The organism is Kribbella capetownensis, from assembly GCF_004331485.1.
Taxonomy (GTDB): domain Bacteria; phylum Actinomycetota; class Actinomycetes; order Propionibacteriales; family Kribbellaceae; genus Kribbella; species Kribbella capetownensis.
In genome coordinates, this window is sequence record NZ_SJKD01000005.1 from 628,770 (window position 1) to 652,448 (window position 23,679).

Below are 23,679 nucleotides of genomic sequence, written 5' to 3' on the forward strand. Positions count from 1 at the left end.
CTAGATAGCCTGCCGTTGTGCCAGGCACTGTGCAGTCCATCGAGCGGGCTGCTGCTGTGCTGCGATTGCTCGCCGCCGCGCCGGACGGACTCGGCGTCGCCGACCTCGGCAACGCGCTCGGCCTGGCGAAACCGACTGTTCACGGGATACTTCGGACACTGCAGCAGGTCGGATTCGTCGAGCAGGACCACACCGGCGCGCACTACCACCTGAGCGACATCTTCGGCCGGCTCGGCGAAAGCTACCTGGACCCGAACGAGTTGCGCAGCCGAGCCATCAACTGGGCCGACTCGCTCGCCTCCCGCAGTGGTGAGGTCGTCCGGGTCGGCCGACTCGTCGACGGCAAGGTCGAGGTCGTCCACCACGTCTTCCGCCCCGACGACAGCGACCAGGACCTCGACGTCGGCACGACGCTCCCACCGCACGCCACCGCACTCGGGAAGGCAGTGCTCGCGTTCGACACCAGCGGAGCCGCCCGGCCGCGCCGCCTGGAGGCCTACACGACCCGGACGATCACCGATCCGGCCCGCCTGGCCGAAGAGCTCGCCACGGTTCGTGCGCGCGGGTGGGCCAGCGAGCTCGAGGAACACACCGTCGAACTGGCCAGCATCGCGGCCCCGATCCGTGGGCTGGGCGGTCTGGTCGTCGGTGCGGTCGGCCTCGCCGGCCGGCTCGAACGCATCTGTGACAGCAAGCTTCGCCACCGCCCAGACCTGATCAGCATGGTCCGGTCCACCGCCGAGGCCATCGCCCGTGACCTCCGGGAGGACACTTGACGGGGAGGCGGCCGGTTCGACCTGAGCGATCCGGCCGGCGAGAGATCGGGGGGTGGCTCGATGGCTGAGCAGTACGTGGCGGCGGTGGACCAGGGAACCAACTCGACGCGGTGCATCCTGTTCGACCGCCGTGGGCGGCTGGTGTCGGTCGCACAGCGCGAGCACCGGCAACTGTTTCCGAGACCGGGCTGGGTGGAACACGACGCGGCCGAGATCTGGCGGAACGTGACCCGGGTGGTCCCGACCGCGGTCCGGCAGATCGGCGCCGAGCCGTCGCAGATCGTTGCCATCGGCATCGCCAATCAACGCGAGACCAGCCTGCTGTGGGACCGCTTCACCGGCTGGCCGATCGGCAACGCGGTGGTGTGGCAGGACACCAGGACCTCTCGGCTGGTGAGCGAGCTGGCCGGCACGGAGGGCCCGGACCGGTTCGCCGACCTGTGTGGTCTGCCGCTGACGACGTACTTCTCGGCTCCCCGGTTGAAGTGGATGCTCGACCACACCCCTGGGCTGCGGGAGCGCGCCGAGCGGGGCGAGGTGTACTTCGGCACGATGGAGTCCTGGCTGATCTGGAACTTCACCGGCGGCGCGAACGGCGGGCTGCACGTCACCGACGTGACAAACGCGAGCCGCACCATGCTGATGAACATCGAGACCCTCGAGTGGGACGACAAGTTGCTCGAGGCGTTCGACGTACCGAGGGCTGTGCTGCCGGACATCCGGCCGTCGTCGGGGGTGTTCGCGACCGCGACCGACGTACTGCCCGGGGTCCGGATCGGGGCGGCGCTCGGGGACCAGCAGGCGGCGCTGTTCGGGCAGACGTGCTTCAGTCCGGGCGAGGCGAAGTGCACGTACGGCACCGGCTCGTTCCTGCTGCTGCACACCGGCCACGAGATCGTCCGGTCCAAGCACGGGATGCTGACGACCGTCGCGTACCAGATCGGTGACGAGCCGGCGTCGTACGCGCTCGAAGGGTCGATGGCGGTCACCGGTTCCCTGGTGCAGTGGTTCCGCGACGGGCTGGGGCTGATCCACACCGCGGCCGAGATCGAGACATTGGCGCGGACCGTCGAGGACAACGGCGGCGCGTACATCGTGCCAGCGTTCTCCGGACTGTTCGCACCGCACTGGCGCAGCGAGGCCCGCGGAGTGATCGCGGGCCTCACCGGCTACATCACCAAGGGCCACCTGGCCAGGGCGGTGCTGGAGGCAACCGGGTTCCAGACCCTCGAGGTGGTCGACGCGATGAACGCCGACTCCGGCATCGCGCTGACCGCCTTGAAGGTCGACGGCGGCATGACCGCGAACAACCTCCTCATGCAGTTCCTCGCCGACCTTCTCGACGTACGCGTCGTGCGCCCGATGGTGACCGAGACCGTGTCACTCGGCGCCGCGTACGCCGCCGGCCTCGCGGTCGGCTACTGGCCGGACCTGGAAGGCCTGCGGAGCAACTGGCACCGCGCCGGTCAGTGGCTGCCTCACATGGATCCGGACCGCCGCGCCACCGAGTACGCCAACTGGAAGGCCGCCGTCCAACGCACCTTCAACTGGATCCGCCCCGAACAGGTCGCCGAGTAACAAACCTCAGGCCGGCGACACGATGTCGGGGGCTTCGAGGCGGACCTTGTCGGCGGACTCGTCGTCGGGCTGGTCCTGGGAGGCGCGTTCGGACTGGACACGGCGGATGTAAAACGAGACCTCGCGCTCGATCGTTGCCTCGTCCCAGCCGAGGATCGGGGCCACCAGGCGAGCGGCCGCCTCGGCGGCGCCGACGCCACGGTCCCAGGCCTCGATCGAGATCCGGGTCCGGCGAGCCAGAATGTCGTCCAGGTGCCGAGCTCCTTCGGCCTTCGCGCCGTACACGATCTCGGCCTTCAGGTAGTCCTGCGTGCCCGGCAACTGCTCACCCAGCGACGGGTCGTCCTCGACGAGTTGCAGTACTTCGTCGACCAGGGCGCCGTACCGGTTGAGCAGGTGCTCGATCCGGGCCACGTGCAGGCCGGAGCGTTGGGCGATCAGGTGCCGCTGGTTCCACAGCGCGTGGTAGCCGTCGGCACCGACCAGCGGGATGTTCTTCGTGGTGCACTTCGGCACCCGCCCGTCCAGGGCGTTGGCGACGGCATCGATCGCGTCCTTGGCCATCACCCGGTACGTCGTGTACTTGCCGCCGGCAACCACCACGAGACCCGGCGCCGCGTGCGCGACGACGTGTTCACGCGACAGCTTCGAGGTGCTGTCCGACTCACCCGCGAGCAGCGGCCGGAGTCCGGCGTACACGCCCTCGACGTCCTCGCGCGTCAGTGGGGTGGTGAGTACGGCGTTGACGTGGTCGAGCAAGTATTCGATGTCCTTGCTGGTCGCGGCCGGGTGGGCCTTGTCCAGGTTCCAGTCGGTGTCGGTGGTGCCGATCAGCCAGTGCCGGCCCCACGGGATGATGAACAGCACCGACTTCTCGGTCCGCAGGATCATCCCCGTGCTGGACTGGATCCGGTCCTTCGGGACGACCAGGTGGATCCCCTTCGAGGCGCGGACGTGGTACTGGCCGCGCTCCCCCACCATCGCCTGCGTGTCGTCGGTCCAGACCCCGGTCGCGTTCACGACCTGCTTGGCCCGGACCTCGAACTCGCGGCCGCTCTCCAGATCCTTCGCCTGCACTCCGGTGACCCGCTCACCCTGGCGCAGGAACCCGGTCACCTTGACCCGGTTGGCGACATGAGCGCCGTACGATGCCGCCGTCCGCGCGAGCTCCATCGTGTGGCGGGCATCGTCGACCTGGGCGTCGTAGTACTGCAGCGCGCCGATCAGGGCCGACTTCTTCAGACTCGGCACCAGCCGCATCGCGCCGCGGCGGGTCAGGTGCCGGTGGATCGGCAGCCCGGCCCCGAGACCCGAGCTGACCGCCATTCCGTCGTACAGCGCGACACCCGCGCCGGCGTAGAACCGCTCCCACCACCGGTGCTGCAGCGGGTAGAGGAACGGCACCGGCTTCACCAGGTGCGGTGCCAGGCGTTGCAGGAGCAGCCCGCGCTCCTGCAACGCCTCGTGGACCAACCGGAAGTCGAGCATCTCCAGGTAGCGCAGGCCACCGTGGACCAACTTGCTGGACCGGCTGGAGGTGCCGCTGGCGAAGTCGCGCGCCTCCAGCAGTCCGGTGGTCAGGCCCCGGGTGGCGGCGTCGAGCGCCGAACCGCTGCCGACCACGCCGGCACCGATCACCAGGACGTCCAGTTCCCGTCCGTCGGCCATCGCGTCGATCGCCTCGGTCCTCGCTTGCGGTGACAGAGCCACTGCGCCCACTGTGCTGTTCCTTCCGATTCCGTTGCGTTGCCTACCGAGCGGGCAGGGTCAGTCGACGTCGACCCAGTCCAGCGTCCGCTGGACCGCCTTCTGCCAGCCGGCGTACCCCTTGGTGCGCTGCTCGTCCGTCCACTGCGGCTCCCACCGCTTGGCCTCGTTCCAGTTCTGGACCAGCTCGTCGGTGTTCTTCCAGAAGCCGACCGCCAGGCCGGCCGCGTACGCCGCACCGAGCGCGGTGGTCTCCGCGACGACCGGCTTGCTGACCGGGACGCCGAGGATGTCGGCCTGCATCTGCATGGCCAGCTCGTTGGCCGTCACGCCGCCGTCGACCTTGAGTACGTCGAGCGTCACGCCCGAGTCCTTCTCCATCGCGTCTGAGACGTCCTTGCTCTGGTAGCAGATCGCTTCCAGTGTTGCTCGCGCCAGGTGCGCGTTGGTGTTGAACCGGGACAGACCGACGATCGCGCCGCGCGCGTCGGAGCGCCAGTACGGCGCGAACAGTCCGGAGAACGCGGGCACGAAGTACACGCCGCCGTTGTCCTCGACCTGCCGGGCCAGCGTCTCGGTCTCACTCGCACCGGAGATAATGCCGAGCTGGTCGCGCAGCCACTGGACCGCGGACCCGGTCACGGCGATCGATCCCTCGAGCGCATAGACCGGCGCCTCGTCGCCGAACTTGTAGCACATCGTGCTGAGCAGACCGGCCTTCGAGCGGACCAGCTCGGTGCCGGTGTTCAGCAGCATGAAGTTGCCGGTGCCGTAGGTGTTCTTGGCCTCGCCCGGGTTGAAGCAGACCTGACCGACGGTCGCCGCCTGCTGGTCGCCGAGGTCGCCGGTCAAAGCGACCACGCCGCCGACCGGGCCGTTCGCGAGGGTCTCGCCGTACTTGTTCGGATCCGACGAGGGCCGGATCTCCGGCAGCATCTGCCGCGGGATGTCGAAGAACGAGATCAGCTCGTCGTCCCAGTCGAGCGTCTCCAGGTTCATCAGCATGGTCCGGCTGGCGTTGGTGACGTCGGTGATGTGTACGCCGCCGTCCGTCCCACCGGTCAGGTTCCACAGCAGCCAGGTGTCGGTGTTGCCGAAGACGGCGTCACCGGCCTCGGCCGCCTCGCGCACCCCGTCGACGTTCTCCAGGATCCACTGCACCTTGCCGGCCGAGAAGTACGTCGCCGGCGGGAGACCGGCCTTCTGCCGGATCACGTCGCCCTTGCCCTCGCGGTCCAGCGCGGAGGCGATCCGGTCGGTCCGGGTGTCCTGCCAGACGATCGCGTTGTAGTACGGCCGCCCGGTCTTGCGGTTCCAGACCACCGCCGTCTCACGCTGGTTGGTGATGCCGAGCGCGACGAGGTCGCTGGCCTGCAACCCCTTCGCGTTCATCGCGGTCCGGATGACCGAGCTGGTCCGCTCCCAGATCTCGACCGGGTTGTGCTCGACCCAGCCGGCCTGCGGCAGGATCTGCTCGTGCTCCAGCTGGTGGATGCCCACCTCGTTGCCGGAGTGGTCGAAGATCATGAAACGGGTGCTCGTGGTGCCCTGGTCGACGGCACCGACGAAGTCAGCCATGGATAGTCCTCTCCTCACACTGCTCAGTGGTACGACGCATCACGCCGTGGTCTCCTCGTCGGGCACCCGGCCCGGCTCCTCGTCCTCGTCACTCACCGGCAGGTTCCGGCCGACCAGCAGGTCGTAGAGGAAGGCGCCGATGAGCGCGCCGATGATCGGTCCCACGATCGGGACCCAGAAATAGGGATCCCCGAACTGGTCCTTGAATGCTCCCCCGTAGCCGGTCAGGTAGGACGCGAGCCGCGGTCCGAAGTCACGGGCCGGGTTGATCGCGTAGCCCGCCAGCGTGCCCCAGGCCATGCCGATGCCGACGACCAGAAGACCGATCATGAACGGACCGAGATTCGCCGCCGGGGCGGTGTTGCGCAGGTCGACGATGGCCAGGATGACCAGCATCAGGATCGCCGTACCGATGACCTGGTCCAGGAACCCGCCCCACATGCCGACGCCGAGTTCCGTGCTGCCGTTGCCCGGCAGGGTGGAGAACACGCCCTGGCTCTTGATGGTCAGGCCGGGATCGAACTTCTCCAGCACCTTGTCGTAGTTCCAGCGGACCACCAGAGCCGCCGCGAACGCGCCCAGGAACTGCGCGACGATGTACGGCAGAACCTTCCGCCAGGCGAACCCGCGGAAGGCGGCCAGGGCGATCGTGACCGCAGGGTTGATGTGGGCGCCGCTGATCCGGGCCGACACGTACACGCCCATGGTCACGCCGATACCCCAGGCCCACGAGATCGAGTCGTGATCGCCGATCCCGCCGGCCACCACCTGGGCCACCACACCCACGCCGAACAGGATCAGGATGAACGTCCCGGCGAACTCGGCCGAGCATTCCGCAAGAAGGGTTCTTGCTTTGACTGTTTCCGTCGTAGCCATGCCGAACCTCCCCTCCACGCCGTGACGACCACGGCTGGCTGGAATGTAGAAGCGTTAGCGGGGCGGCACAACGCCGGTCGTTCGACATTGTCGAACGCCGCAACCCCACCACCCAGCTACGACACTCAGTGATCGCCCGGATGCACAAACTCCTCGTGCGAGCACCCAACGGTTTGCCGGTCCGGCCGCGTCACAAGGGTTGAATCGACCCGGGCGCCGACGGAAGGGACCAGATGGCCGACGAGCGGGACACCGCCGGCTTCGCGGAGTTCGCGACCAGCCGGCACGGCGCCCTGTACCGGTACGCCTACCTGCTGGCCGGTGAGCGCGGACTGGCCGAGGACCTCCTCCAGGAGGCCTTGGTGAAGACGTACGTCGGGTGGCGCCGGCTTCGCGATCCGGGCAACGCTGAGGCGTACACGCGGCGGGTCATCACCACCACCGCGATCACCTGGTGGCGGCGGAAGGCGTGGCGTGCTGAGCGGCCGCATGACGACGTACCGGATCGGCCGGTGGATGCGGATGACACCACCGCGCGTGTCTGGTTGTGGAACGAGTTGCGGCAGTTGCCGCCGAGGCAGCGGGCGGCGCTGGTCCTGCGGTACTACGAGGACCTGACCGAAGTACAGACGGCCGAGGCGCTCGGCTGCAGCGTCGGCACCGTGAAGAGCCAGGTCTTCGATGCGCTGAAGAAGCTGCGGGCGCGGCTGGGTGAGGACGTCGTACTGATCGTGGAGAGGGCAGGGATGGCGGAATGAACGAGTTGCTCAGGGACACCCTCGCCGAGCACGCGGACAGCGCCGAACCGCCCGCGCTCGACCTGGACGGGATCGTCGCGGCGGGCGACCGCCGGATCAGCCGGCGCCGGGCCATCGCGGTCCTCGGCGGCGCGGTGGTCACTCTGGCCGCCATTGCCGGCGGGGTCACAGTCGCCCGGTCGATCGACCGTCGCCCGGCCCCGGCCACGCCTGCACCCTTCGCCGAACGCCGCGCGACGTACGCCATCGGCAGTCAGATCCACTACGGCAAGGACGTCATCTCCGTCGCGCCCTACCGGGTCAGCGCATTCGTCCAGACCGACGCGGGTTTCGTCTTCCTCGACGACGAGAACGACATCTACGTCGCCGGCACCGCCGGGGTACGCCGGATCGCGCCCGGCAGGGGCACCCGGCGGCTGACCGCCGACAGCCACGGCAGCTTGGTCGGCTGGGTCGAGGACTACACCGACCGCAGCGAATCGGTCGTGTACGACGTGGCCGCCGACCGCGAGCTCGTCCGTACCTCGATCGGCAACAAACGTGGCCCGCTGCTCGATGCCGTGATGGGACCACAGCTCGTCGCGATCGACGGCGACACGGCGTACTTCGGAACCCTGACGGGGATCTACCGCTGGGATCTGAAAGCCGGCACCGCCAAGCTGGTCGCCGACACGCTCCCCAACGGTGTGCGAGGCGTTTCGTCCGGGCAGTACCTGTACCAGCGTCCGTTGAGCCATGCGACCAGCGGGACCAGCCTGGCCGTCGGTCCCGCACCGAGCGACTCCGGTGGTCGTACGTTCCCCGGCAGGCAGGGGTACCTCTCCCCCACCGCGGACTATCTGGTCGCCGGTCCGGCCGACAACCAGCGGGCCCAGCCGGCCGCCGCCGTACTCGCCCTCTACAAGGTGAAGACCGGCGCGAAGCTCCAGCTACGCCACCCCGATCACTCTCGCCTGATCTTCGGCCAGTGGCTGGACGACAGCACCTTCTCCGCCGTCGGTATCCGGGCCGGACGGAACGCTCCGGTCGACCTGCTCACGTGCTCGGCGATCAACCTGACATGTCAGGTGAGTGCTGCGGCCTTCTCGACCTTCACGTTCGATCCGACTCCACCCCGGGACCTACCGTTCGCAGTACCCCTGGGCGCACCTATCACCCAGTACTTCGGCTGACGCTGGGGCCGCCCGTCCCGCCGACCAGTGACCTGCCAGAATCTCGGTCGACGAAGGGGGCAGGGTGGAGGACACGTTCGCGGCGCGGCTGCGGGATGCGCGCCGGGTCAGGGATCTGACGCAGGAGGGTCTGGCGGAGCTGGCGGGTCTCAGTGCGCAGGCCATCGGGCTGCTGGAACGTGGCGTCCGCCGGTTCCCGCATCCGACCACGATCGACAAGCTGGACAAGGCGCTGCAGCTCACCCCGGAGGAGCTCGCGGCGTTCAAGCGGCTCGCCGCACGCGGTGCTGTCAGCCCGACGGCCACCCAGGCCAAGCCCGCCGGTCCGGCGTGGGTAGTGGCTCGCCAGTTGCCGTCCGCGAACGCGGGGTTCGCCGGTCGTACCCATCAGGTCGACCAGCTGACCGATCTTCTCAGCGGCACGCCGGCGCAGCCTGGCTCGCCCATCGTCGCCACCATCCGCGGCATGGCAGGCGTGGGGAAGACCGCGCTGGCGATCCAGGCCGCCCACGCCAGCGCAGACCAGTACCCGGACGGCACCTTTCTGGTGAACCTGCGCGGCTTCGGCGCCGGTACGCCGGTCAGCCCGCTGCACGCGATCGGTCAGCTCCTGCGCGGAACCGGCGTACCGGCCGATGCTGTGCCGGGCAGTCTCGTCGAGGCCGTCGCGGCCCTTCGGAGCCGGCTGGCCGACCGCCGCGTGCTCCTGGTCCTCGACAACGCCCACGATGTCGGCCAGGTCGCAGAGCTGATCCCGGCCGCTAGCGGATCCGCCGTACTCATCACCAGTCGCGCCACGCTGACGGCCCTGCCCGCGAGCCTGCACCTGCAGCTCGAACCGATGCCCGCGGACGAGTCGGTGCGGCTGCTCGAGACCATCGCCGGCGCCGACCAACTGGTCCCGGACGCGCCACGCGTCGCGGAGTTGTGCGGGCATCTCCCCCTCGCGCTCTCGGTCGCCGGCGCCTGGCTGGTCCGGCATCCGTCCGAGTCCGGCGCCGAGTTGGCGAGCCGGCTGGAAGACGAGTCTCGTCGGCTCGACCTGCTCGGCGTCGACGACCTCGACGTACGGGCGAGCCTCTCGCTGTCGATCGAACAGCTGAACCGCAGCGCCGACCCGCTCGACCACAGCGCGGCCCAGGCCCTGACCTTGCTCAGTCTCAGCGACGCCGAAGACTTCACAGCCGAGACAGCAGCGGCCCTCATCGACACACAGCCGGCCGATGCCGACCGCCTGCTGGAGCGTCTGACCGATCTGCACCTGCTCGAGTCTCGGGCGCCGGGGCGCTATCTGTTCCACGACCTCGTGCGTGCCTTCGGCCGCGAACTGGCCGGCCGGCTGTCAGAGTCCGACCGTGCCGCGGCCCTCGACCGCAGCCTCGCGCTCTATCTCGCCGTGGCCTGGCGCGCGAACGAGATGGGCGATCCGAAGGCCGCGCGGATGGCCTGGCCGGACCGTCCATCGGCGCCCACGTTCCCGACGTTCGCCCACCTGGAACAGGCGCTGGCCTGGATCGACGACGAGCTGCGGAACTGCCTGGCCCTGGTCGACCAGGTCCGGACCCTCGGTGGCCGCGACGAACTCGCCGCCGGCCTGATCGTCGGCCTCTACAACTACTTCGCGATGCGCGGCAGCATGTCGGACTGGTTGCCGGCGATCGACCGGGTCACGGCCGGCCGGATCGACCGCTGGACGCTGGCCCAGCTCCACGCCGATGCGGCGATCGCGTTGGCGGAGGTGGCGCGCTACGACGAGTCCGCGGAACGTTTCGGTCTGGCTCGAGAGGTGTTCGAGTCGATCGGCAATCTCCGCGGGGTGTCGCTTGCGACCAACAACAAGGCCCGGCTGCTGATCAGGATGCACCGGTACCGCGAGGCGCTGCCGCTGGTCGAGCACGCACTGGCCGTCAACCAGCAACTGGGCAACGAACGCGGCCTGGCCGCCAGCCAGCTGACCTTGACGGAGGTGTACACCGAGCTCGGCGACTGGAGCGCGGCGGAGGCGGCCAGCACCGCGGCCGTCGAACTGTTCAGCGCGGCCGATGACGAGTCCGGCGCCGCCAACGCGCGGATCGACCGGGCCTGGGCCAGGGCCAAGTCAGGCAACCCGGAAGCCGCGGTGACCGACATCGTCCAGGCCATGGGCGTTCTGGACGTGCTCGGCTACCGCAAGAGCGTCAGCGACGGCCACTACGTCCTCGGCATGGTGTATGCCCAGCTGAAGGACTTCGACTCGGCGATCGAGCAGACCGAACACGCACTCGAGGTCGCGCTCGACGTGGGTGACCTCCGGCGCGAGGCACAGGCCCGTCTGGAGCTGGGGCGGGTGCTGAACGACATCGGTGAACCCGACGACGCCGTACCGAACCTGGAGTTCGCGCTCGCCTTCTACCGCGAGCACGACGCCGCACTCGTGCCGCCGACCGAGGACTTGCTGGAAGCGGCCCGGAAAGCAGCCGGCGCCTGACGATGACCCCGTCAGGCGCCGAGCGATCAGCTCTCGTCAGTAGCTGCCGGAGCCGGTGTGCTCGCGGGCTGGTTCTCCGGGAAGTGGCAGGCGGTCTGGTGACCGGGAGCCAGCTGCAGCAATTGCGGCTCCTCGGTCTTGCAGATCTCCTGGGCCTTCCAGCACCGGGTGTGGAAGCGACACGCGGGCGGCGGGTTGATCGGGCTCGGTACGTCGCCCTGCAGGCGGATGCGCTCCTGCTTGCCCTTCCGCTTCGTGTCCGGCACCGGAACCGCCGAGAGCAGCGCCACCGTGTACGGGTGCATCGGCTTCTCGTACAGGCTGACCCGGTCGGCGACCTCGACGATCTTGCCCAGGTACATCACCGCGACCCGGTCCGAGACGTGCCGTACGACGGACAGGTCGTGGGCGATCATCACGTAGGTCAGGTCGAACTCGTTCTGCAGGTCCTCGAGCAGGTTCACGACCTGGGCCTGGATCGACACGTCCAGCGCGGACACCGGCTCGTCGGCGACGATCAGCTTCGGACGCAACGCCAGCGTGCGAGCGATGCCGATGCGCTGCCGCTGGCCGCCGGAGAACTCGTGCGGGTAGCGGTTGTAGTGCTCCGGGCTCAGACCGACCAGCTCGAGCAGCTCCTGCACGGCCTTCTTCACGCCGTGCTCGGTCTTCACGTTCTGCAGTTTGAACGGCGCTCCGACGATCTTGCCGACCGTGTGCCGCGGGTTCAGCGAGCCGTACGGGTCCTGGAAGATCATCTGTACGTCGCGCCGCAGCGGCCGCATCCGGCCCTCGCCGAGGTGGCTGATGTCGCGGCCCTCGAACACGATCCGGCCGGACGTCGGCTCCAGCAGGCGGGTCAGCAGCCGGCCGGTGGTGGTCTTGCCGCAGCCGGACTCGCCCACCAGCGAGAACGTCTCGCCGCGGTTGACGCTGAAGGTCAGCCCGTCGACCGCCTGGACGGCGCCGGTCTGGCGCTGCAGCACGCCCTTGCGGATCGGGAAGTGCTTCACCAGGTTGTCGACCGAGAGGAGCTCCTCGCCCATCGCCGGTTCGATCACGCCCGGGACGGCGTCGGATTCGGTATCAGCAGTCGTCACAGTCGTCGTCCCGTTCACAGCTTCGGCTTGATGTCGGTCTCCCACGCCTGCCGGCGGTTCTTCGGGGAGAGATGGCAGGCAACCATGTGGCCGTCGCCGACGTCGAGCAACTCGGGCCGGTCGGTCTCACTGGCGCCGCCGTTCAGGTGGGCGTAGTTGCAGCGCGGGTTGAACGCGCAGCCCTTCGGCACGTTGATCAGGCTGGGCGGCGTGCCCTTGATCGGGATCAGCCGCTCACTGCGCTCCCGGTCGATCCGCGGCATCGAGCCGAGCAGACCCCAGGTGTAGGGGTGCTGCGGCCGGTCGAAGATGTCCTCCGCGGTGCTGTACTCGACCGCGCGGCCGGCGTACATCACCTGGATGTCGTCGGCCAGTTCGGCGACCACACCGAGGTCGTGGGTGATGATGATGACCGCGGAGTTGAACTCGCGCTGCAGGTCCCGGATCAGGTCCAGGATCTGTGCCTGGACGGTGACGTCGAGGGCCGTGGTCGGCTCGTCCGCGATCAGCAGGTCGGGGTCGCAGGACAAGGCCATCGCGATCATCGCGCGCTGCCGCATGCCACCGGAGAACTGGTGCGGATAGGCATCCACCCGCCGATCCGGCTGCGGGATCCCGACCCGGTCGAGCATCTCGATCGCGTGCTTGCGCGCGACCGACTTGCTCACCTCGTTGTGCACCTGGTAGGCCTCGACGATCTGCTGCCCGACGGTGTAGAAGGGGTGCATCGCCGACAGCGGGTCCTGGAAGATCATCGCCATCCGCTTGCCGCGCAGCAGCCGGACCTCCTCGCGGCTCGACGAGACCAGGTCCTGGCCGTCGAGGAAGATCTCGCCGCTGATCTTGGCCACACCCGGCGGATGCAGGCCCATGATCGACAGGCTCGTCACGCTCTTGCCGGAGCCGGACTCCCCCACGATGCCGAGGGTCTTGCCGCGCTCGAGCTTGAACGAGACCCCGTCGACCGACTTCACCAGACCGTCGTCGGTCGGGAAGTGCACCTTGAGGTCACGGACGTCGAGGAACGCCTCGCCGCGGGGAATCCGCTGGACGGTGTCCCGCGGCGCACCCTGGTCCTGGGGTTCGGTCAGGTCTTGGGGCTCGGTCACGAGATCCGCACTCTCGGGTCGACGACGGCGTACAGGAGATCGACGATCAGGTTCGCCAGCACGATGAAGAAGGCGGCGACGAGCGTCACGCCGAGCACCTTGGGCAGGTCGTTCGCCCGCAGCGCGATCACGGCGTACTGACCGATCCCGGGCAGCGAGAACGTCGTCTCGGTGAGGATGGCGCCACCCATCAGCAGCCCTAGGTCGAGACCGAAGATGGTCAGGATCGGGGTCAGCGTCGAGCGCAGGCCGTGTCTCATCACCACCGTGCGTTCGGTCAGGCCCTTGGCCCGGGCGGTGCGGACATAGTCCTCGTTCATCGTCTCGAGCATGCCGGCCCGGGTGAGACGTGCGTACGCCGCGGCGTAGAGGAAGGCGAGCGTGATCCAGGGCAGGAGCAGGTCGTACGCCCACCAGATCGGATTGGTTTCGTCGAGCGGATTGGTGCCGCCCTGCGCGGTCCAGCCGAGGCCGTAACTGAAGATCGACAACGCCAGCAGACCGGTGAAGAAGATCGGCAGCGAGACACCCGCCAGCGCCACCGACATGAGTGATCGGTCCAGGACGGACCCGCGTCTGAGCGCCGAGATCACGCCGGTACCGACACCGGTGACCAGCCAGATGAACGCGGCACCGCCTGCCAGCGAAGCGGTCACCGGTATTCGGGCGACCAGGTCCGGCCAGACCGGTTGCTGGGTGAGGAACGAGTAGCCGAAGCACGGCGCCGGGCAACGCTCGATCCCCGCGCCGTAGTTGTAGTCCGATCCGACGACCAGGCCCTTCACGAAGCGCCCGTACTGCACGTAGAGAGGATCGGTGAAGCCGAGCCGCACCGCCGTGTCGTGGATCTGCGCCTCACCCGCGCTCTTGCCGACGTAGCGCGAGGCCAGGTCGTCGGCGGTCGCACCGCCGAGCTTGGGTACCAGGAAGAAGATCCCGAATGTGACGGCCGTGACGATGAAGAGCAGGATGATTGCTCCGATCACCCGGCGGACCAGATATGCGAACACCGTACGCGGCGTGGTGGCCGGTGATCATCGCTGATCACCGGCCACCGTCAGCCTTCACCTACCTCTGCTGGCGAAATGATGGTTGGTCAGGGCAACCGACGACTACTTGAGACCGATCGCGGCGTAGTCGTACATGTTCTGACCGTCGTTGGAGAAGACGTTGGCCAGGGTGTCCGGGCGGTACAGCAGGCCCTTGGCCCAGATGCCCGGCAGCGCCGCCGCCTGCTCCATGACCTTCTTGTCGACGTCGACCCAGATCTGGTTGCGCGCCGCCTCGTCGGTGGTGGACAGCGCCTTGTCGATCAGCTGGTCGACCTCGGGGATCTTGATACCGAGGTTGGAGTTACCACCGGTCGGCTTGATCACCCGGCTGTCGACGATCTGGCTCAGGAAGCCGAAGCCGTCGCTCCAGTCCGCACCCCAGCTGTAGACGATCAGGCCGAGCTTGTTGTTCTTCGCGAAGTCCGGCTTGCCGGCGTACAGCTTGGTGTAGTCACCGGTCGGGTACGGCTTGGTGCTCAGGTTGATGCCGGCCCGCTTCAGCGACTGCTGCAGCGTCTCGGCGACAGCCTTCTCCTTCGGCCGGTCGGAGCGGTAGGTGATGTTGGTGGCGAAGCCGTTCGGCTGACCGCACTGCTTCAGCTCGTCCTTGGCCTTGTCGACGTTGCCGTTCTTGTCGGTCTCGAAGCCGTAGTCGTCGAACTTCTGCGCACCGGTGACCAGCGGCGGCATCAGGTTCGTCGCGATGTCACCACCGATCGGACCACCGTAGGCACGCTGGTAGCCCTCGTGGTCGGCGGCGTACAGGACCGCCTTGCGGCAGTGCACGTTGTCCAGCGGCGCGACGTCGCTGTTCAGCACGGTGAAGTTGAGTCGCGGCGCCGGCACGTTGTCCGTGTGCGCCTTCAGCTTCGGGTCGGCCAGCACCTTCGCCTGGGTCTCGGCCTGCACGCCGGTACCGGCGATGTCGACGTCGAGGTCACCGGCGATCAGCCGGTTGTCGATGTCGGTGCCGTTCACGTTGAACGCGACGGTGATCTTGTCCGGCAGCGCCTTGCGGCCCGAGTCCGGGTCGGTCGAGGCGTCGTACTTGTCGTTGCGGATCAGGGCCATGCCCTTGTTCGCGTCGTAGCTCTCGAACTTGTACGGGCCGGTCGCGATCGGGTGTTCCTTGTACTTCGCACCGGTGTCCTTGGCCTGCGGTACCGGGGCCGTCGACGGCAGCTGGGCGAAGTAGTCGAAGCTGGCGAACGGCTTCTTCAGGTGGAACACGATGGTCTGGTCGTCCGGCGTCTCGATCGCCTTGGCCACACCTGCGAGCGACTTGTCCTTGTAGACGCTGTAGCCCGCGGGGACGTCGAGCAGGAAGTCGTTGAAGTACGTCGGCCCGCTCGGCAGCGTCGCCTTGTCCAGCGACCGCGCGACCGCGTACTTGACGTCCTTCGAGGTGACCTCGGTGCCGTCCTCGAACTTCACGCCCTTGCGGATCTTGTAGGTCCAGGTCTTGGCGCCGTCGCTCGGCACACCGGGAGCCTCGGCCAGGTCCGGGACCGGCTTCGCGCCCTCGGCGCCCGGAACCGCCTTGAACGTCATCAGCGGACGGACGTAGTTGCGGACCAGGTTCCAGGACAGGCCGTAGTAGGTGTCACCGGGGTCCGTGGAGTCCCACAGCTCGGTGATGGCCATGCGAAGGGTGCCACCCTTCTTGTCGCTCGGGCTGAACACCTTGTTGACAGCGGCGTTGGCCTCCGCGGTAGCGGCACCTTCGCTGCTCGTCCCTCCTCCGGGCGTCGCCTTGGGTCCCCCACAAGCCACCAGGCTCAAGGCGACGGCCGCACTGACGGCGGTTGCCGTCCTGATGCGATTCCATCTCATCTCTTGTTGCACCCCTTTTTTCGTGAGAGCTGTGACATCCGTGGGCTCCCTGGTTGGAGAGAAGTCCTATCGCGAGCGCGGGTCCAGCGCGTCGCGCAATCCGTCGCCGAACAGGTTGAAGGCCAGCACCGTCAGGAAGATCGCCAGACCGGGCGGGACCATGTACATCGGGTCGACCTGGTACCAGTTCGCGGCGATCGACAGCATGTCGCCCCAGCTGGCTGTCGGCGGGCGGATGCCGACACCCAGATACGACAGGCCGGCCTCGAAGAGCACGTTCGTCGGGATCAGCAGCGTCGCGTACACCAGGATCGGGGCGATCAGGTTCGGCAGCAGCTCGGTGAACAGGATGTACGGACGCCGGGCGCCGAGGCTCCGGGCGGCGTCGACGAACTCCCGCTCCCGCAGCGACAGTGTCTGCCCGCGGATGATCCGGCCGATGTAGGGCCAACTGAAGAAGCCGATGATGAAGATGACGAGGGCCACCCGCAGCGCGTCGCCCTGGATGCCGAGCAGCTTGTCCGGGAGGGCACCGACCAGCGCGAGCGCGAACAGCAACAGCGGGAAGGCGAGGAAGATGTCCATCACCCGGCTGATGAGCGTGTCCACCCAGCCGCCGAAGTACCCCGCGACGACGCCCATCACGGTGCCGATCACCACCGACACCAGGGTTGCCAGGAACGCGATCAGCAGTGAGATCCGGGCGCCGTAGACGATCCGTGCGAAGATGTCGCGGCCGTTGACCGGCTCGATCCCGAGCGGGTGGTCCGCGCTGATCCCGCCCCACTTGCCGATCGGAGTCTGCAGTGACGGGTCGACCAGGTCCTGGTGGAAGTCGTTCGGCGTGACGCCGAGGAGCTTGCACAAGAGCGGGGCGAGGATCGCGACCACGACCAGGAAGGCCACGAAGGCGCCACCGGCGAGCGCGACCTTGTCGCGCTTCAGTCGCATCCAGGAGATCTGCCACAGCGAGCGACCCTCGATCTTGCCGGCGCCCTTGAGGATGGCCTCAGGCTGCGCTGCCGATGCTCCCGGCTCGACCTCGAGTGGCGTGCTCACGCGATGGGTTCCCCTGCCTGCATGTTCGATGGGACCGGGACGAATCCGGTATGGCTGCCGCCTTAACCTGCCGCCATTACAGGCTGGAGTCAAACGCGGAAAGTGCTGCGTTGCCCGATCGTGACCGTCAGGAAATCGTCCCGTATCGTGGACATTCCGCAGTAAACCACGGCGCCGTACCCACGGTCGCCGGAGCCTCGCGAACCGTTACTGTCATGGCATCTTTGTGTCACGCGGCGGTGATTACTTGCGGAGACCGGACAGGTACAGGAACGACAACGGATTGAGCGCCGCGGGCACATTTTCGATGTCCTTGCCGGCCGCCACCGTGAACCGGCTCTGCCAGGCCGGGACCGCCGGAACCTCCTTGGCCAGCACTCCCTGTAGCTGACCGATCAGGTCGTCGCGTTCCAGCCCGTTCTGCTCCGTCGTTTCCTGCTGCAGCAACTTCGCGGCCGCCGAGGACCGGTAGCCGTTCTGGAAGCCGCCGCCGGCCTGGACGAACGGTGCGAGGTAGTCGTCGGCATCCGGGTACTCCGGGATCCAGCTCCCGTAGTAGACGTCGTACGCACCCGCGCGGGCGAGCGTCTGGTACTCCGGCCAGTCCGCGTTCCGCAACGTGACCCGGAACAGCCCGGACGCGTCGAGCTGGCGCTTCAGCTCGAGCACCTCCGCCTTCGCGGTCGTGCCGTACTGCACCGGCGTCCACCCCACCGTCAGCGGCACCGGTACGACGATGCCGGCCTCCTTGAGGATCGCGGCAGCGGCGGTCTTGTTCGGCTGCTTGTACTCCGTCTTGAACGCATCCACCTGTCCGCCGAAGCCGGGCGGCACCAACGAGAACAGCGGCGCCACATGGTCGCCGTACACCCTCTTCACGAGCGTCTGCCGGTCGAGCAGTTGCGCGAAGGCACGACGTACGGCGAGCTTGCGCGATGTGAGCGACTTCATGTGGAAGGCGTAGAACTGGATCGCCGCGGAGTCGGACTCGACCAGCTGGACCTGGTCCGACGTCCGCAACTTGTCCAGCAGGTTCGGCCCGAACCTATGGAAGGCCAGGTCCGTCTTGCCCGTCGTCACCGCTTGGTACAGCGCGGTCGAGTCCTTCACGAACGTGATGTCGGCGCCGTCGTTCTGCGGTCCGCGCGGACCGCGGTATCCGTCGAAGCGGGCCAGCATGATCCGCTCCCCCGGCCGGTACGCCGCCAGCTGGTACGGGCCGCTGCCCATCGCCTTGGTGTCGAGCAGTTTGTTCGCCGGGTAGTACTCCTCGTCCACGATCGACCCGGCCGTCGTGGTCAGCAGGTACGGCAGCCGCGCGTCCGGGCTCTTCAGGTGGAACACCGCGGTGAGGTCGTCCGGCGTACTGACCGAGGTCAGCGACGAGAACAGCGGGGCCGGCCCGTTCGGGGTCTTCAGCTTGAGCAGCCGCTCGAAGCTGAACTTCACGTCCGACGAGGTCAGTTCGTGCCCGTTCGGGAACTTCAGCCCTTCCTTCAGGCTGCAGGTGTACGTCGTCGGAGAGTCGAACTGGCAGTCGGCGGCGTCCGGGACCGGCGTCGGTTTGCCCGGCATGATCGTGAGCAGCGTCTGGTACAGGTTCGCCTGGACGGTCCGCGAGGCCACGCCGTACGGACCGGCCGGGTCGAGCGAGGTGACCTGGTCGGTGGTCGCGAGCCGGAGCACCATCGCCTTCGGCGACGGCTCACCCGGATGCGGCGCGTTGTCGTCCGGCTCACCACACGCCGCCAACGACACGCTCAGCACACCCACCGCGGCCGTCACCGCACCCCGGCGCCACCACTCGGTCAACATCTCACCCTTCCCCAGCCCGCTACCCGAACAACGCCCCCGAGGGCACCAAGTGACGGTAACCCGTCAACGGAGCAGGTCGCGCAGGGCCTCCGGCGTGAGCGGCTCGAGCGAACGCACCACGAGGCGTCGCGGCGCGTCCGGAATCGTCACCCACTGGGGTACGGCGACCACGTACGCGCCGGCCGCCGTACCGGACTCGGTCCCCGTGTTGGAGTCCTCGATCACCACGCACCGGGTCGGGTCGACACCCAGCTTGCGAGCCGCGGTCAGGTACGGCTCCGGGTGCGGCTTGCCACGCGTCACCTCGTCGCCGGCCACGATCACGTCGAACGGGTCGGGCGGCAGATGGCCGAGCACCGCGTCGATCATCACCCGGTACGACGCCGACACCAGCGCGCACGGGATGTCCTCCTTGCGCAGTGCCTGCAGCAGTTCGACCGCGCCCGGCTGGAAGCTGACCTCCCTGCGGAGTTCGTCCACCACTCGGCCGAACATCTGCTCGGCGAGGTCGTCGGGGGTGATCACACCGGCCGGGATCCGCGCCATCCAGACCTTGACCGCGTCCCGCAGGTCACTGCCGATGAGGGTCAGGCAGTCCTGCTCGGTCCAGGTCACCCCGAGCTCGGCGAGGAACTGGATCTGCACCTCGGCCCAGGTCTTCTCGGAGTCGACCAGGGTCCCGTCCATGTCCCACAGCACCGCTTGGAGGGATTGTTCCGGGTGCAAGTGCAGCTCCTTCGTCAGGCCTGGCGCGATCGGTTCGCGGAACCATTTTCCTCGGTCCCTCCGGACCGGCCGCCGCCGGGTCCGGCCCACGGACGGCGACACGTTCCGCTGGGCGTGAAACCAGGCCCGCCCGTCGGCGCGACCACGTAGGCTGGGCAGTCCGGATTCCGGCGACCCCGCCGGATGGCACACAGACGACAGGGGGCCTGCGAGTGGTTGACCTCGCGAACCTGAGGGACCCGGTCGTGATCGCCGCGTTCGAGGGCTGGAACGACGCGGCCGAGGCGGCCACCGGCGCGGTCGACCACCTGATCGACGAGTGGGACGCGGAGCTCGTCACCGCGATCGACCCCGAGGACTACTACGACTTCCAGGTGAACCGCCCGATGGTCGGCTTCGACGAGGACGGCGGGCGGCAGCTGACCTGGCCGACCACCCGGATGTACGTCGCCCGGCCCGAGGACACCGACCGGGACGTGCTCCTGATTCGCGGCATCGAGCCGAACATGCGTTGGCGCGGCTTCTGCCAGGAGCTGCTGGAGGTGGTCGACGAGTCGAACGCGCAGCTCGTTGTGGTGCTCGGCGCACTGCTCGCGGATTCCCCGCACACCCGGCCGATCCCGGTCTCGGCGACCTCGTCCGATCCGGAGCTGTCCGCGTCGTGGAGCCTCGAGCCGTCGACGTACGAGGGCCCGACCGGGATCACCGGAGTCTTCGCCGACCTGTGCAGCACCCTCGGCGTGCCGTCGGTGTCGATCTGGTCCGCGATCCCGCACTACATCGCCAGTACGCCGTGCCCGAAGGCGTCGCTGGCGCTGCTGACCAAGATCGAGGCGCTGCTGGACCTGCAGATCCCGGACGGCGATCTGCCCGAGCTGGCCCGCGCCTGGCAGCGCGGCGCCGACGAGCTCAGCGAGGAAGACCCGGAGGTCGCGGAGTACGTGCACTCGCTCGAGGAGCAGCGCGACACCGCGGACCTGCCCGAGGCCACCGGTGACGCGATCGCCGCCGAGTTCGAGCGCTACCTCCGCCGACGGAACAAGAACCACCCCAGCGACTAGAGCTCCTGAGCAGCAGTCGTGATGACCTCGTCCAGGACCGCTCGGGATGTCGTCAGGTCGGCGATCATCTGATCGATGCGGTCGCGTTCGGCGGTCAGGTCGGTGACGAGTTGCGGGGTGGCCCGTTCGTTCGGGCCGCCGTCGGGGTCGCGCATGCACGGGAGTAACTCAGCGATCTTCTTGCTGTGCAGCCCGGCCGCGAACAACTCCTGGATCAAGATCACCCGGTCGACCGCCCGCTCGGCGTACTCCCGCTGTCCGCCGGGACTCCGCTCCGACACCAGTAGTCCCTGCTGCTCGTAGTACCGCAGCGACCGCTCGCTCACCCCGGTCCGCCGGGCCAGCTCACCGATCCGCATCGCCGATCCTCCCGCGGGACTTGAACTTGACACTGATGTCAGATTTTACCGTGTCGGTATGACGCTCTTCGACTACAGCCCCATCACCGAACGCCCCCAGCTCACCTGGCCGGACGGCAAGAAGCTCGCCTTCTACGTCGGTCTCAACATCGAGCACTTCCTGCCCGGCGAGCCGTCCACCAGCATCTGGCCGCTGGACCTGAAGCCGGACCCGCTGAACCACGGCTGGCGCGACTACGGCGCCCGGGTCGGCATCTGGCGCACGATGGACATCCTCGACCGGCACGGAATCCGGGCCAGCGCACTGGTGAACTCGATGGTTGCCGAGCACAACCCGCAGATCATCAAGGCCGGCGTGGAACGCGACTGGGTCTGGCTCGCGCACGGCTCGACCAACTCGATCCTGCACACCGGCTACGCACCGGACGAGGAGCGCAAGATCCTCGCCGAGATCACCGGCACGATCGAGACCGCGACCGGTCAACGGCCGAAGGGCTGGATGGGCCCCGCCCTGACCGAGACCGACAACACCCCCGAACTGCTGTCCGAGCTCGGCTACCAGTACGTCCTCGACTGGACCAACGACGACCAGCCGTACCGGCTGAACGTCCCCGGCATGCTCAGCGTCCCGTACACCCTCGGGCTGAACGACCTCGGCCTGTTCCTCCGCGGTTCGTCCGGCCCCGACTTCCTCCAGATGGTCAAGGACCAGTACGACGTACTCCGCGCCGACTCCGAGCACAGCGGCCGGGTGATGGCGCTCGCGCTGCACCCGTTCGTGATCGGTCAGCCGTTCCTGGCGAAGTACCTCGACCTTGCGCTGGAGTACATTGCCTCGCAGAGCGACGTCTGGCTGACAACGAGTGACGAGATCGCGGAGCACTATGTGACAGCCTGACTGGTTCATCAACACTGGCGTGATGGTGGGGATCGGCTTATCCTCGTCCGGGTCGAGGATCACGGGGAGCGGGTTATGGGCAAGGGGAAGGGCGGGAGCTCGGCTCCGGCCTTGGCTGTGCTCGCCCTGCTCGGCATCGTCGCCGTGGTCGGCTTCACCAACGACGACAAGCAGGAGACCGTCGACCTCACCACGCTCGCCGCGTCGACAACGGCAACCACGATCACGACCGCACCCCTCGATCCCCAGCCGTACGCCGGGACCGACGGACTGGTCGTGCACCCGCGGACCGAGACGGCGCTCTACAGCGCGCCGGACACGGACGCGTTCGCCAAGATCGGGCCGACGCAGTTCGGCCAGACCTGGCTGCCGGTGGTCGAGCAGGCCGACGGCTGGGTCCGGGTGCTGCTGCCGTCCAAGCCGAACCGTTCGACCGGCTGGCTGCCGGACGAAGACCTCGATCGCGCGTCCTCGTCGTACCTGATCAAGGTCCACACCGGCTCGCGGACGATCGAGCTGTTCCAGCGCGGCCGGCGACTCGGGGTGTGGAAGGCCGGGGTCGGTGCGAAGAAGACGCCGACGCCGCCGGGCCGCACGTTCCTGCTCGGCTCGATCATCGACAACAAGCGGTCCGCGTCGCCCATCGTGCTGCCGTTGGGAGCGCACAGTCCCACTCTGGACACGTTCGGTGGCGGCCCTGGTACGGTCGCGATCCATGGCTGGCCGCGGCCGGACGTCTTCGGCGCCGCCATCAGCGCCGGTTGCGTCCGGGTCCCTAAGACCGCACTCGCCCACCTGCAGAAGGTGCCGCTCGGGACGCTCGTCCTGATCGACAGCAAATAGAAAGTTGAGGACACCGTGATGCGACCAGACCTCGCGCGGACCATCACCACGGTCGCGGCCGTTGGCGGCGTGGTGGCGTTCACCGTGGTCGCGAGCGCGCCCATCGGCAATGCGGCGGCGCGGCCGTCCTCGGCGTACGCGGTCAGTGCGGACGGACAATTCCCGATCGCCAAGACGCCGTACGCCGAATCGCCCGACGGGAAACGACGGACGACGTCCGCACTGGAGCTCCCGAAGAACCCGCTGATCTCGGTCCGCGCCGGCAACGCGACGGCCGGGAACGACTCGGCCTCGGTCGAGCTGTTCGACGTGGTCGTCGGCCCGGACATCCTCAGCCAGGTGAAGCTCCCGCCGGAGTTGAAGCAGAGTTGCGCCAACCTGCCCGCGCAGGGTGCCGACGACCTCCCGATCCCCGACCTCCCGTTGCCTGACCTCGGGCTGCCGCTACCCAAGCTCAGCACGAAGGATCTGCCGGTCAAGAACCTGCCCGACCTCTGCAACTTGTTGCTCACTCCACCCAGTTCGCTGCTCGGCATCGACTCGGTCAACGTGTGGTGCTCCGGCGACGAAGGCGGTGTCGACATCGGCGCCCTGACCCTGCTCGGTCAGCGCATCGCCCTGCCGACCACCAAGCAGGGCGCGACAATCCCGGCCGCGCCACTGGCGACCATCACGGTCAACGACCAGGCCAAGCGTACGGACGGCTCGTTCACGATCACCGGACTGACGATCGACCTCGGCGGCGGCACGCAGGTCATCCGGCTCGCCTCGGCGACCTGTTCCAAGCCGGCGCCACATCCCACGCCGAAGCCGACCCATCCGCCGACCACTGAGCCGCCGCAGCTCAACGAGCCGCCGGCCGCGACGCCTCCGACGCCGGTCAAGACCCACCAGCCAGTGACGGGCTGACCG

Annotated in this window: 20 protein-coding genes; 9 read left to right on the plus strand and 11 right to left on the minus strand. The window is 68.2% G+C overall.

The window, feature by feature from the left end:
• Positions 1-17: 17 nt before the first annotated feature.
• The gene (locus E0H75_RS24625) at positions 18-776 is read left to right on the plus strand and encodes an IclR family transcriptional regulator (protein WP_131515982.1); all 759 of its coding nucleotides are present in this window, start codon (positions 18-20) and stop codon (positions 774-776) included.
• Positions 777-836: 60 nt separating this feature from the next.
• On the plus strand, positions 837-2,354 hold the full coding sequence (glpK, locus tag E0H75_RS24630) for a glycerol kinase GlpK (protein ID WP_131356775.1): 1,518 nt from the start codon (positions 837-839) through the stop codon (positions 2,352-2,354).
• Positions 2,355-2,360: 6 nt separating this feature from the next.
• On the opposite strand, the gene E0H75_RS24635 is transcribed toward glpK (E0H75_RS24630), so the two are convergent.
• The 3 genes from E0H75_RS24635 to E0H75_RS24645 are packed head-to-tail and all read right to left on the minus strand — an operon-like array spanning position 2,361 to position 6,515.
• Positions 2,361-4,073: a glycerol-3-phosphate dehydrogenase/oxidase gene (locus tag E0H75_RS24635; RefSeq protein ID WP_238163243.1), complete on the minus strand. Its 1,713-nt coding sequence runs from the start codon at positions 4,071-4,073 to the stop codon at positions 2,361-2,363.
• A gap of 48 nt (positions 4,074-4,121) precedes the next feature.
• Complete coding sequence (glpK, locus tag E0H75_RS24640) at positions 4,122-5,639, minus strand: glycerol kinase GlpK (protein WP_131515983.1); 1,518 nt, start codon at positions 5,637-5,639, stop codon at positions 4,122-4,124.
• A 39-nt stretch (positions 5,640-5,678) separates the two neighbouring features.
• Positions 5,679-6,515, minus strand: coding sequence for an MIP/aquaporin family protein (locus E0H75_RS24645; protein ID WP_131515984.1), 837 nt, complete (start codon positions 6,513-6,515; stop codon positions 5,679-5,681).
• A gap of 233 nt (positions 6,516-6,748) precedes the next feature.
• Between E0H75_RS24645 and E0H75_RS24650 the strand changes: the two genes are divergently transcribed.
• The 3 genes from E0H75_RS24650 (at position 6,749) to E0H75_RS24660 (ending at position 10,912) form a co-directional block, all read left to right on the plus strand.
• Complete coding sequence (locus tag E0H75_RS24650) at positions 6,749-7,273, plus strand: SigE family RNA polymerase sigma factor (RefSeq protein WP_131515985.1); 525 nt, start codon at positions 6,749-6,751, stop codon at positions 7,271-7,273.
• Entirely contained in the window at positions 7,270-8,445 is a 1,176-nt protein-coding gene (locus tag E0H75_RS24655; protein WP_131515986.1) for a hypothetical protein, read from the plus strand. The genes E0H75_RS24650 and E0H75_RS24655 overlap by 4 nt, the downstream gene beginning before the upstream one ends.
• A gap of 64 nt (positions 8,446-8,509) precedes the next feature.
• Positions 8,510-10,912 carry a tetratricopeptide repeat protein gene (locus E0H75_RS24660; RefSeq protein ID WP_131515987.1) on the plus strand — a complete coding sequence of 801 codons (2,403 nt, stop codon included), beginning with the start codon at positions 8,510-8,512 and terminating at the stop codon, positions 10,910-10,912.
• 26 nt (positions 10,913-10,938) lie between these two features.
• On the opposite strand, the gene E0H75_RS24665 is transcribed toward E0H75_RS24660, so the two are convergent.
• The 7 genes from E0H75_RS24665 to E0H75_RS24695 all read right to left on the minus strand — a co-directional run bounded on the left by E0H75_RS24665 (position 10,939) and on the right by E0H75_RS24695 (position 19,606).
• Positions 10,939-12,012 carry an ABC transporter ATP-binding protein gene (locus tag E0H75_RS24665; protein WP_420323303.1) on the minus strand — a complete coding sequence of 358 codons (1,074 nt, stop codon included), beginning with the start codon at positions 12,010-12,012 and terminating at the stop codon, positions 10,939-10,941.
• A 14-nt stretch (positions 12,013-12,026) separates the two neighbouring features.
• Positions 12,027-13,055 carry an ABC transporter ATP-binding protein gene (locus tag E0H75_RS24670; RefSeq protein WP_202873167.1) on the minus strand — a complete coding sequence of 343 codons (1,029 nt, stop codon included), beginning with the start codon at positions 13,053-13,055 and terminating at the stop codon, positions 12,027-12,029.
• 62 nt (positions 13,056-13,117) lie between these two features.
• Positions 13,118-14,131, minus strand: a complete 1,014-nt coding sequence (locus tag E0H75_RS24675; RefSeq protein ID WP_131515988.1) for an ABC transporter permease — start codon at positions 14,129-14,131, stop codon at positions 13,118-13,120.
• A gap of 102 nt (positions 14,132-14,233) precedes the next feature.
• Entirely contained in the window at positions 14,234-16,006 is a 1,773-nt protein-coding gene (locus E0H75_RS24680; protein ID WP_131515989.1) for an ABC transporter substrate-binding protein, read from the minus strand.
• Positions 16,007-16,072: 66 nt separating this feature from the next.
• Positions 16,073-17,065 (minus strand): ABC transporter permease, encoded by a 993-nt coding sequence (locus E0H75_RS24685; RefSeq protein ID WP_131515990.1) that lies wholly within the window; start codon positions 17,063-17,065, stop codon positions 16,073-16,075.
• A gap of 243 nt (positions 17,066-17,308) precedes the next feature.
• On the minus strand, positions 17,309-18,880 hold the full coding sequence (locus E0H75_RS24690; RefSeq protein ID WP_131515991.1) for an ABC transporter substrate-binding protein: 1,572 nt from the start codon (positions 18,878-18,880) through the stop codon (positions 17,309-17,311).
• A 63-nt stretch (positions 18,881-18,943) separates the two neighbouring features.
• Positions 18,944-19,606, minus strand: a complete 663-nt coding sequence (locus tag E0H75_RS24695) for an HAD family hydrolase (RefSeq protein ID WP_238163244.1) — start codon at positions 19,604-19,606, stop codon at positions 18,944-18,946.
• Between the two features lie 212 nt (positions 19,607-19,818).
• Between E0H75_RS24695 and E0H75_RS24700 the strand changes: the two genes are divergently transcribed.
• A complete protein-coding gene (locus E0H75_RS24700; protein ID WP_131515992.1) occupies positions 19,819-20,667 on the plus strand; it encodes a PAC2 family protein in 849 nt (282 codons plus the stop codon).
• On the opposite strand, the gene E0H75_RS24705 is transcribed toward E0H75_RS24700, so the two are convergent.
• Positions 20,664-21,026, minus strand: a complete 363-nt coding sequence (locus E0H75_RS24705) for a MerR family transcriptional regulator (protein WP_131515993.1) — start codon at positions 21,024-21,026, stop codon at positions 20,664-20,666. The two genes, E0H75_RS24700 and E0H75_RS24705, sit on opposite strands and share 4 nt — an antisense overlap.
• A 58-nt stretch (positions 21,027-21,084) precedes the next feature.
• Here E0H75_RS24705 and E0H75_RS24710 point away from each other — a divergent pair, with 58 nt between their 5' ends.
• The 3 genes from E0H75_RS24710 to E0H75_RS24720 all read left to right on the plus strand — a co-directional run bounded on the left by E0H75_RS24710 (position 21,085) and on the right by E0H75_RS24720 (position 23,676).
• Positions 21,085-21,924 (plus strand): polysaccharide deacetylase family protein, encoded by an 840-nt coding sequence (locus E0H75_RS24710; protein WP_131515994.1) that lies wholly within the window; start codon positions 21,085-21,087, stop codon positions 21,922-21,924.
• Positions 21,925-21,999: 75 nt separating this feature from the next.
• On the plus strand, positions 22,000-22,767 hold the full coding sequence (locus E0H75_RS24715) for a L,D-transpeptidase (RefSeq protein WP_131515995.1): 768 nt from the start codon (positions 22,000-22,002) through the stop codon (positions 22,765-22,767).
• A gap of 18 nt (positions 22,768-22,785) precedes the next feature.
• Positions 22,786-23,676, plus strand: coding sequence for a hypothetical protein (locus E0H75_RS24720; RefSeq protein WP_131515996.1), 891 nt, complete (start codon positions 22,786-22,788; stop codon positions 23,674-23,676).
• Positions 23,677-23,679 lie beyond the last annotated feature (3 nt).

Bases quoted from the DNA above. Each gene is read 5' to 3' on its own strand.
- E0H75_RS24690 (WP_131515991.1), bottom strand. From the start codon at position 18,880: ATGTTGACCGAGTGGTGGCGCCGGGGTGCGGTGACGGCCGCGGTGGGT.
- E0H75_RS24655 (WP_131515986.1), top strand. From the start codon at position 7,270: ATGAACGAGTTGCTCAGGGACACCCTCGCCGAGCACGCGGACAGCGCC.
- E0H75_RS24680 (WP_131515989.1), bottom strand. From the start codon at position 16,006: ATGAGATGGAATCGCATCAGGACGGCAACCGCCGTCAGTGCGGCCGTC.
- glpK (WP_131356775.1), top strand. From the start codon at position 837: ATGGCTGAGCAGTACGTGGCGGCGGTGGACCAGGGAACCAACTCGACG.
- E0H75_RS24645 (WP_131515984.1), bottom strand. From the start codon at position 6,515: ATGGCTACGACGGAAACAGTCAAAGCAAGAACCCTTCTTGCGGAATGC.
- E0H75_RS24650 (WP_131515985.1), top strand. From the start codon at position 6,749: ATGGCCGACGAGCGGGACACCGCCGGCTTCGCGGAGTTCGCGACCAGC.
- glpK (WP_131515983.1), bottom strand. From the start codon at position 5,639: ATGGCTGACTTCGTCGGTGCCGTCGACCAGGGCACCACGAGCACCCGT.
- E0H75_RS24710 (WP_131515994.1), top strand. From the start codon at position 21,085: ATGACGCTCTTCGACTACAGCCCCATCACCGAACGCCCCCAGCTCACC.
- E0H75_RS24720 (WP_131515996.1), top strand. From the start codon at position 22,786: ATGCGACCAGACCTCGCGCGGACCATCACCACGGTCGCGGCCGTTGGC.
- E0H75_RS24715 (WP_131515995.1), top strand. From the start codon at position 22,000: ATGGGCAAGGGGAAGGGCGGGAGCTCGGCTCCGGCCTTGGCTGTGCTC.
- E0H75_RS24705 (WP_131515993.1), bottom strand. From the start codon at position 21,026: ATGCGGATCGGTGAGCTGGCCCGGCGGACCGGGGTGAGCGAGCGGTCG.